The organism is Bartonella queenslandensis AUST/NH15, from assembly GCF_000312585.1.
GTDB classification, from domain to species: Bacteria; Pseudomonadota; Alphaproteobacteria; order Rhizobiales; family Rhizobiaceae; genus Bartonella; species Bartonella queenslandensis_A.
In genome coordinates this window covers 1-746 of record NZ_HE998252.1, presented here as the reverse complement: position 1 = coordinate 746, position 746 = coordinate 1, and the positions used below count along the sequence as shown (strand labels likewise).

The 746-nt window shown below is 34.3% G+C and carries 1 pseudogene; it reads left to right on the top strand.

Annotated features, from left to right (window positions below):
* Nucleotides 1-375 (top strand): annotated as a pseudogene (locus BN338_RS12395) (YfjI family protein); the annotation flags it as partial.
* Nucleotides 376-746 lie beyond the last annotated feature (371 nt).

The following is a 746-nucleotide window of genomic DNA, read 5'->3' as shown; positions in this document are numbered from 1 at the left end:
TTGATTTTTGAACTTGTTGAAGGAGGACGTTTTGAAATAAACTTGCCTTCTCTCTCTATGGCATTGCGTTGGTCTCCCTATTTGTTAAGTCATGCCAAAAGGCTTTATGCGGCGCATGATACATTAACAGCAGAAAGTGCAAAACTCATTGTCGAGCGTTGTGATTATTTACCCGATGTCTTTACGGCAAGAGATATCTATAGACGATGTTGGGCTTCTTTAAAAGATAAGGAAGCTGTGAAACAAGCTTTAGAGCTCTTACGCCGTTGCAATTATATTCGTGAATTTCCTATAGAGGGCAATGAATTAGGTCGGCGTCCTGATAGACGGTATGAATGGCATCCTTTCGTTAAAAACAACGGCGGAAAACAATAAGGAAACCTCTTTTAAAGCATTCTACCCAAAGTGGCAAAACTCTTTTTAATGGCATTCTCATCAAGTAACTTTTCTCCAAAGATAATGATCTGAGTGACCTATAAGAAGAGTTTTGTCCAATGTTGTCAGTTTTGTCAGTCCTTTTTAGACCCTCTATTATTTTTTTCAAATGAGTAAAAATTAAAAACAATATATTTCAATATGTTAGTATTTTAGAGATACAACCTATATCAATAACACAACCTTAAATACAATTAATAATATATATTTGTCAGTTATGTGTCAGTAAATTGAACTGACAAAATAGACTATTTTAGTGCTTCATAAAACTTATCAAAATACTCATTCCGATATTTTAAAGCACATAGCGC